The sequence below is a fragment of the Burkholderia sp. E168m23 genome, from assembly GCF_016586125.1.
Classification (GTDB): Bacteria; Pseudomonadota; Gammaproteobacteria; order Burkholderiales; family Burkholderiaceae; genus Burkholderia; species Burkholderia orbicola.
On the sequence record NZ_BCPP01000335.1, the window covers coordinates 1 to 6616 of the forward strand.

Genomic DNA, 6616 nt, shown 5'->3' on the forward strand with positions numbered 1-6616 from the left:
ACTCCGGCAAATCCAGTATTTCCTGACCGTGGCGGACCTCGGCGGCTTCACGCCGGCCGCAGGCGCGCTCCATGTCGCGCAGTCGGCGCTCAGCCGGCAGATCGGTCAGCTCGAGGATGAACTCGGGTTCCTGCTGTTCGACCGTGAACCGAGAGGCGTGCGGCTCACACCGGCCGGCGCGATCTACCGCGAACGCGTGGCGTCGATCCCGGCCACGCTGATGGCCGCTGCCGACGAAGGGGCGCAGTTGTCGCGCGGGGAGGCCGGCGTGCTGCGGCTGCTGCATTCCAGTACCGTGCCCGTCAGCAGCCTGATGCCGGATCTCGACCGCTTCATGCGCGATTGTTCGGGCGCGCGCATCGATCTCGACCGCGCGTCGTCCGAGGATCAGGTGACGGACATCGCGAACGGCCACGCCGATATCGGGATCGTCCGGCTGCCGGTGCTGCGGCGCGATGCACGCGTGCGTTTCGTCGAACTGGCGGCCGAGCGCCTGTGCGCGGCGCTGCCGGCCGATCATCCGCTCGCGGGCCGCAAGCGCATCGCGATAGCACGGCTGCGGCGGGAGCCGTTCGTGTCGGCCGTGTATCGGGAGCGCGGCGGCCTCGCGCGCGTCGTGCTCGATCTGTGCCTGAAGCGTGGCTTCGTGCCGGCGGCCGCGCGGATCGTGTCGCCGAAGACGTCGATGCTGAATCTCGTCGCGGCCGGCCGGGGCGTGGCGATCGTGCCGGCGCGGATGGCGAGCATCGGCATCGATGGCGTCGTGTTCGTGCCGATTTCGGACGAGGATGCGCAGTCGGTGTGCGCGCTGGTGTTGCCGGTCGAGCCGACGGTGCTCGCGCAGGCGTTCGTGCGGGCGGTGACGGCGGGCTGAACGGGCCGCTTCCTGATCGGCACGCGTGTTCGGTCGAACCGACGTCATGACTCAGACGCGGTACCCCGCGTCGCGCATCAACCGCCGCGATAGTTCGCCGCGCGGGCCTTCTGCGTCGAACCGCGCGCGAAGTTTCGCATTCGCGCCGCGCGTCACGCCGCGATGCATGGCCACGATGATGGCGAAAAGGGCGACGACGAAGAAAGCGACAAGCATCGTATTGCTCCTGGCCGAAGAAACCGGAGACGGACATCGCGACGGCCGGTCATGTTCGTCTCCGTCCATTTCAGTGATGCGCAGCATCCGGGCCCGGGGCGGCGCGGCAACTGGCGGGCCGCGCGCGATCGCCCGGCGACTGCCAGCATAGGGCCCGCCCACGGCATCCGGCGACGTGTCGGAAGTCTGTCAGCAAGGCCGTGGCGGAATCGAAAGGCGTGCGCCGCATCCGGGCAATCTCGCCGCACGCCAGAAAAACTCCAAACCCCCGTCCGGCAAGCCTCAAGCGCAACCTAGTGGTTTCCACTCATAGTCGCAAACAGGCAAGAACAGGTCGCCGCCGGTCTTCTCGCGGCGAATATGGCTCGTTACTTTTACTCCCACGATGCAGGCCGGTGCACACTTCGCGCACCGGCTGCCGCGAGACCAACCGGGAGGAACCGAACCATGAAGTCGACGAAGATCGCCGCGCTCGCCGCGGCCGTGCTGGCGACCGGCGCGTTCACGCACGCCGCGCTGGCCGAGACGGAGGCCACGACCTGCCGGACCGTGCGTTTCGCGGATATCGGCTGGACCGACATCACGTCGACCACGGCGCTCGCGTCGACCGTGTTCGAGGCGCTCGGCTACAAGCCGACCACGACGATCGCGTCGGTGCCGATCTCGTTCGCCGGCCTCAAGAGCAAGCAGCTCGACGTGTCGCTCGGCTACTGGTGGCCCGTGCAGCAGAAGCAGCTGCAACCGTTCCTCGACAGCAAGTCGATCAACGTCGTCGAGCCGCCGAACCTGTCCGGCGCAAAGGCGACGCTCGCGGTGCCGAGCTATGAATACCAGGCCGGCCTGAAGACCTTCGACGACATCGCGAAACACCGCGCGGAACTCGACGGCAAGATCTACGGGATCGAGCCGGGCAGCAGCGCGAACGCGACGATCCAGAAGATGATCGACACGAACCAGTACGGGCTCGGCGGCTTCAAGCTCGTCGAATCGAGCGAAGCGGGGATGCTGGTGACGGTCGAGCGCGCGGTCCGCGACAAGAAGTGGGTCGTGTTCCTCGGTTGGGAGCCGCATCCGATGAACATCCAGCTCAGCATGAACTACCTGTCCGGCGGCGACGCGGCGTTCGGCCCGAACTACGGCGAAGCGCGCGTGTACACGCTCACCGCGCCCGACTTCATCGCGCGCTGCCCGAACGCGGGCAAGCTCGTGACGAACCTGCGCTTCTCGACGCAGCTCGAGAACCAGCTGATGCAGTCGGTGATGAACAAGACCAAGCCGGCCGAGGCCGCGAAGGCGTACCTGAAGAAGAACCCGCAGGTGCTCGATCCGTGGCTCGCGGGCGTCAAGACGTTCGACGGCAAGGACGGCCTGCCTGCCGTGAAGGCGTATCTCGGCCTGTGATGGCCTGCGCCCATACGCTGTTAGCAATGCGACACAACCCGAATCAAGCGAGGCATCCAGCATGAACCACGAAGTCATCATCACCTGCGCCGTCACCGGCGCGGGCGATACGGTCGGCAAGCATCCGGCGATTCCGGTCACGCCGAAGGAGATCGCGGCCGCCGCGATCGAAGCCGCGAAGGCCGGCGCGACGGTCGCCCACTGCCACGTGCGCGATCCGCAGACGGGGCGCGGCAGCCGCGACCCGAACCTGTATCGCGAAGTGGTCGACCGCATCCGCTCGGCCGACGTCGACGTGATCATCAACCTGACGGCCGGCATGGGCGGCGATCTCGAGATCGGCCCCGGCGAGGACCCGATGCGCTTCGGCAAGGGCACCGATCTGGTCGGCGGCCTCACGCGCCTCGCGCACGTCGAGGAACTGCTGCCCGAGATCTGCACGCTCGACTGCGGCACGCTGAATTTCGGCGACGGCGACTACATCTACGTGTCGACGCCCGCGCAGTTGCGCGCCGGCGCGAAGCGCATCCAGGAACTCGGCGTGAAGCCGGAGTTGGAGATCTTCGATACGGGCCATCTGTGGTTCGCGAAGCAGTTGCTCAAGGAAGGGCTGCTCGACGATCCGCCGCTGTTCCAGCTGTGCCTCGGCATTCCGTGGGGCGCGCCGGCCGACACGGGCACGATGAAGGCGATGGTCGACAACCTGCCGCCCGGCGCGCACTGGGCCGGCTTCGGGATCGGCCGCATGCAGATGCCGATGGTCGCGCAGGCGATGCTGCTCGGGGGCCACGTACGCGTGGGCCTCGAAGACAACATCTGGCTCGACCGCGGCGTGCATGCGACCAACGGCACGCTCGTCGAGCGCGCCCGCGAGATCGTCGAGCGCCTCGGCGGCCGCGTGCTGACGCCGGCCGAAGGCCGCCGCAAGCTCGGCCTGCCGGCGCGCGGCGAGCGTGCGCTCGAACGTCGCGCGATCGCCGAATTCGCGTGAGCTTTTTCACCCACCGACTGACATGGCACGGCGGCATGCGTCCACGCGCGGCCGCCGACCGATTTCCCCTGATTCGAAGGATGCGTTGACATGGCTGTGAAGACCGACATCAAGACGTTTGCCGCCATCGGCACTGGCGTGATCGGCAGCGGATGGATTTCCCGCGCGCTCGCGCACGGTCTCGACGTGGTCGTGTGGGACCCGGCGCCGGGCGCCGAAGCGCGACTGCGCGCGAACGTCGCGAACGCATGGCCCGCGCTCGAACGCGTCGGCCTCGCGCCGGGCGCCGATCCCGCACGGCTGCGCTTCGTATCGACGATTGAAGCATGCGTCGCCGATGCGGATTTCATCCAGGAGAGCGCGCCCGAGCGCGAGGCGCTGAAGCTCGAACTGCACGAGCAGATCAGCCGCGCGGCGAAGCCCGACGCGATCATCGCGTCGTCGACGTCGGGGCTACTGCCGACCGATTTCTACGCGCGGGCCACGCATCCGGAGCGCTGCGTGGTCGGTCACCCGTTCAACCCCGTCTATCTGCTGCCGCTCGTCGAGGTGCTCGGCGGCGCGCGCACGTCGCCGGAAGCGGTCGAGGGCGCGATGGAGGTCTATCGCAAGCTCGGCATGCGGCCGCTGCATGTGCGCAAGGAAGTGCCGGGCTTCATCGCGGACCGCCTGCTCGAAGCGTTGTGGCGCGAGGCGCTGCATCTGGTCAACGAAGGCGTCGCGACGACCGGCGAGATCGACGATGCGATCCGCTTCGGCGCGGGCATCCGCTGGTCGTTCATGGGTACGTTCCTGACCTACACGCTGGCCGGCGGCGACGCGGGCATGCGACACTTCATGCAGCAATTCGGCCCGGCGCTCGAACTGCCGTGGACGAAGCTGGTCGCGCCGACGCTCACCGACGCGCTGATCGACAGCGTCGTCGAAGGCACGACCGAACAGCAGGGCACGCGCAGCATCAAGGAGCTCGAACGCTATCGCGACGAGTGCATCACCGAGGTGCTGAAATCGATCGCCGCGGTGAAGGCGCGGCACGGGATGCGATTCGAGGACTAAAGGACAGGCGATGACCGGCGATACCCCGCTGACGATTTACCGCGACGTGGTGCGGCCCGAATGGGTCGACTACAACGGCCACCTGCGCGATGCGTTCTACCTGCTGATCTTCAGCTTCGCGACCGATGCGCTGCTGGATCGCATCGGCCTCGACGACGCCGCGCGCCGCGAGCGGGGGCGCTCGGTCTACACGCTCGAAGCGCACGTGAACTATCTGCACGAGATCAAGGAAGGCACGCCGGTGCGTGTCGATGCGCGCGTGCTCGCGCACGATGCGAAGCGGCTGCACCTGTATCTCGAACTGTTCGCCGACGGGCATGACGACGCGGTGTCGGCGAGCGAGCAGATGCTGCTGCACGTCGATACGCGCGACGGCGCGAAATCGGCACCGTTCGACGACGACGTGGCCGCGCGCGTGGCCGAACTGCATGCGTTGCAGCGCGAGTGCGCGGCGCCTGCGTATGCGGGCCGCGTGATCGGGCTGCCGCCGCGCCGCTAGCGGCGTGCTGCATCTTTTCCATCGTCATCTTCGACCGCGGAGCGCACACGATGCTCGAACCGGAAATCGCGGCGTTCGTCGCGGCCGTCGACGCGTGGTATCCGGCCGATGCGGCGGCGCGTTCGCCCGACGAGCAGCGCCGTCTCTACGACCGCTTCGCGGCCGAATGGACGCCGGCCGCGCTGCCGGCCGGCATCGTGCAGCACGACGCCGTGTGGCGCGCACCGGGCGGCCGCACGATCGCACTGCGGCGCTATACGTGCGCACACGGCACGCCGCGCGGCACGGTGCTGTTTTTTCATGGCGGCGGCTTCGTCGTCGGCTCGCTCGACAGCCATGCGCTGATCACCGCGCAACTGGCAGCCGATACGGGCCTCGACGTGATCGCCGTCGACTATCGGCTCGCGCCCGAACACCGCGCGCCGGCCGCGCTCGACGATTGCCTGGAAGTTACGCGTGCCGCACGCGATGCGCATCGGCCGTTGGGGCCGTGCGTGCCGCCGCTGACGCTCGCGGGCGACAGCGCGGGCGGGATGCTCGCGGCGGCGGTGGCGACCGCGCTGCGCGATGCGGGCGAACGCAACGTGGACGGCATCGCGCTCGTCTATCCGATGCTCGGTTTCGAACCGCAGTCGCCCGCGCGCGACGCGGAAGCGTACGCGCCGATGCTGACGCTCGACGACGTGCATCGCTATCGCGCGCTGTACTGGGGCGGCGACTTGGCCGACGTGCTGCGCGACGGCAACCCGCTGTTGTGTGCATCGGTGCCGCTCGAAGCTACACGCTTCGACGGTTTGCCGCCGGTGCTCGCGATCGGCGCGGAGCATGATCCGCTGCGCGACGATGCGCGCGTGTACGTCGAACGGATTCGCGCGGCGGGCGGTATCGCGCGCTACTGGATGGGAGAGGGGCTGGTGCACGGCTGCTGGCGCGCGCTCGGGACGAGCCCGCAGGCCGCGCGGATGCACCGGCTGGTCGGCGGGTTCTTGCTCGCACCACACGCGTAGCGGGCGTTTTCCGGGAGGCAACGATGCAGGCAGCGGCGCAACACCGTATCGAGGACTGGCGGACGTTTTCGGCCGACGCGGCGATCGCGGCGGCGACGATCGGCGATGACGCGGTGGAGGTCGAGTGGAGCGACGCGCGACGCTCGCCGTTCCATTTCGACTGGCTGCGCGACAACTGCGCGTGTTCCGCGTGCGTGCATGCGATCACGCGCGAACAGGTGTTCGAGATCGCCGATGCGCGCGAGGATCTGTCGGCGCTCACCGTGCACGTCGAGACCGACGGCGCGCTGCATGTGGAATGGAACGACGGGCACCGCAGCGCGTGGTCGCCGGGCTGGTTGCGTGCGCATGCGTACGACGACGCGTCGCGCGCCGAGCGCCTGGCCGCGCACGGGCGGCACGTATGGACCGGTGACGATGCGACGGCGATCGGCGTATTCGCGTGGCGCGACGTGATGGAAGACGACCGTGCGTTGCTCGCATGGCTCGGCGCGTTGCAGCGCACGGGGCTCACGCGCGTCGAAGGCGTGCCGGCCGAGCGCGGCCGCGTCGACGAGATCGCACGCCGTGTC

The 6616-nt window shown here is 68.7% G+C and carries 8 protein-coding genes; 7 read left to right on the top strand and 1 reads right to left on the bottom strand.

Annotated elements, in window-relative coordinates; translation table 11 throughout:
* Positions 1-874: LysR family transcriptional regulator (locus tag JMF90_RS18080; protein WP_201325284.1), on the top strand; the 874-nt coding region annotated here is incomplete at its 5' end.
* A 51-nt stretch (positions 875-925) separates the two neighbouring features.
* Here JMF90_RS18080 and JMF90_RS18085 read toward each other — a convergent pair.
* Positions 926-1177, bottom strand: coding sequence for a hypothetical protein (locus JMF90_RS18085; protein ID WP_125381613.1), 252 nt, complete (start codon positions 1175-1177; stop codon positions 926-928).
* 360 nt (positions 1178-1537) lie between these two features.
* On the opposite strand from JMF90_RS18085, the gene JMF90_RS18090 reads away from it, so the two are divergent.
* The 6 genes from JMF90_RS18090 to JMF90_RS18115 all read left to right on the top strand — a co-directional run.
* Positions 1538-2491, top strand: a complete 954-nt coding sequence (locus JMF90_RS18090; RefSeq protein ID WP_011547126.1) for a choline ABC transporter substrate-binding protein — start codon at positions 1538-1540, stop codon at positions 2489-2491.
* Between the two features lie 61 nt (positions 2492-2552).
* Positions 2553-3482: a 3-keto-5-aminohexanoate cleavage protein gene (locus JMF90_RS18095; RefSeq protein ID WP_011547127.1), complete on the top strand. Its 930-nt coding sequence runs from the start codon at positions 2553-2555 to the stop codon at positions 3480-3482.
* 90 nt (positions 3483-3572) lie between these two features.
* Positions 3573-4538 (top strand): L-carnitine dehydrogenase, encoded by a 966-nt coding sequence (locus tag JMF90_RS18100; protein WP_011547128.1) that lies wholly within the window; start codon positions 3573-3575, stop codon positions 4536-4538.
* A 10-nt stretch (positions 4539-4548) separates the two neighbouring features.
* Positions 4549-5037, top strand: a complete 489-nt coding sequence (locus JMF90_RS18105) for a thioesterase family protein (RefSeq protein ID WP_006480688.1) — start codon at positions 4549-4551, stop codon at positions 5035-5037.
* A gap of 50 nt (positions 5038-5087) precedes the next feature.
* Positions 5088-6044 (top strand): alpha/beta hydrolase, encoded by a 957-nt coding sequence (locus JMF90_RS18110; RefSeq protein WP_011547129.1) that lies wholly within the window; start codon positions 5088-5090, stop codon positions 6042-6044.
* 23 nt (positions 6045-6067) lie between these two features.
* The coding region (locus JMF90_RS18115; RefSeq protein WP_201325285.1) for a gamma-butyrobetaine hydroxylase-like domain-containing protein at positions 6068-6616 on the top strand (549 nt) is incomplete at its 3' end.

What these genes read in the sequence shown, in the direction of transcription:
- JMF90_RS18085 (WP_125381613.1), bottom strand. Translation starts at nt 1,177, where the DNA reads ATGCTGCGCATCACTGAAATGGACGGAGACGAACATGACCGGCCGTCG.
- JMF90_RS18090 (WP_011547126.1), top strand. Translation starts at nt 1,538, where the DNA reads ATGAAGTCGACGAAGATCGCCGCGCTCGCCGCGGCCGTGCTGGCGACC.
- JMF90_RS18095 (WP_011547127.1), top strand. Translation starts at nt 2,553, where the DNA reads ATGAACCACGAAGTCATCATCACCTGCGCCGTCACCGGCGCGGGCGAT.
- JMF90_RS18100 (WP_011547128.1), top strand. Translation starts at nt 3,573, where the DNA reads ATGGCTGTGAAGACCGACATCAAGACGTTTGCCGCCATCGGCACTGGC.
- JMF90_RS18105 (WP_006480688.1), top strand. Translation starts at nt 4,549, where the DNA reads ATGACCGGCGATACCCCGCTGACGATTTACCGCGACGTGGTGCGGCCC.
- JMF90_RS18110 (WP_011547129.1), top strand. Translation starts at nt 5,088, where the DNA reads ATGCTCGAACCGGAAATCGCGGCGTTCGTCGCGGCCGTCGACGCGTGG.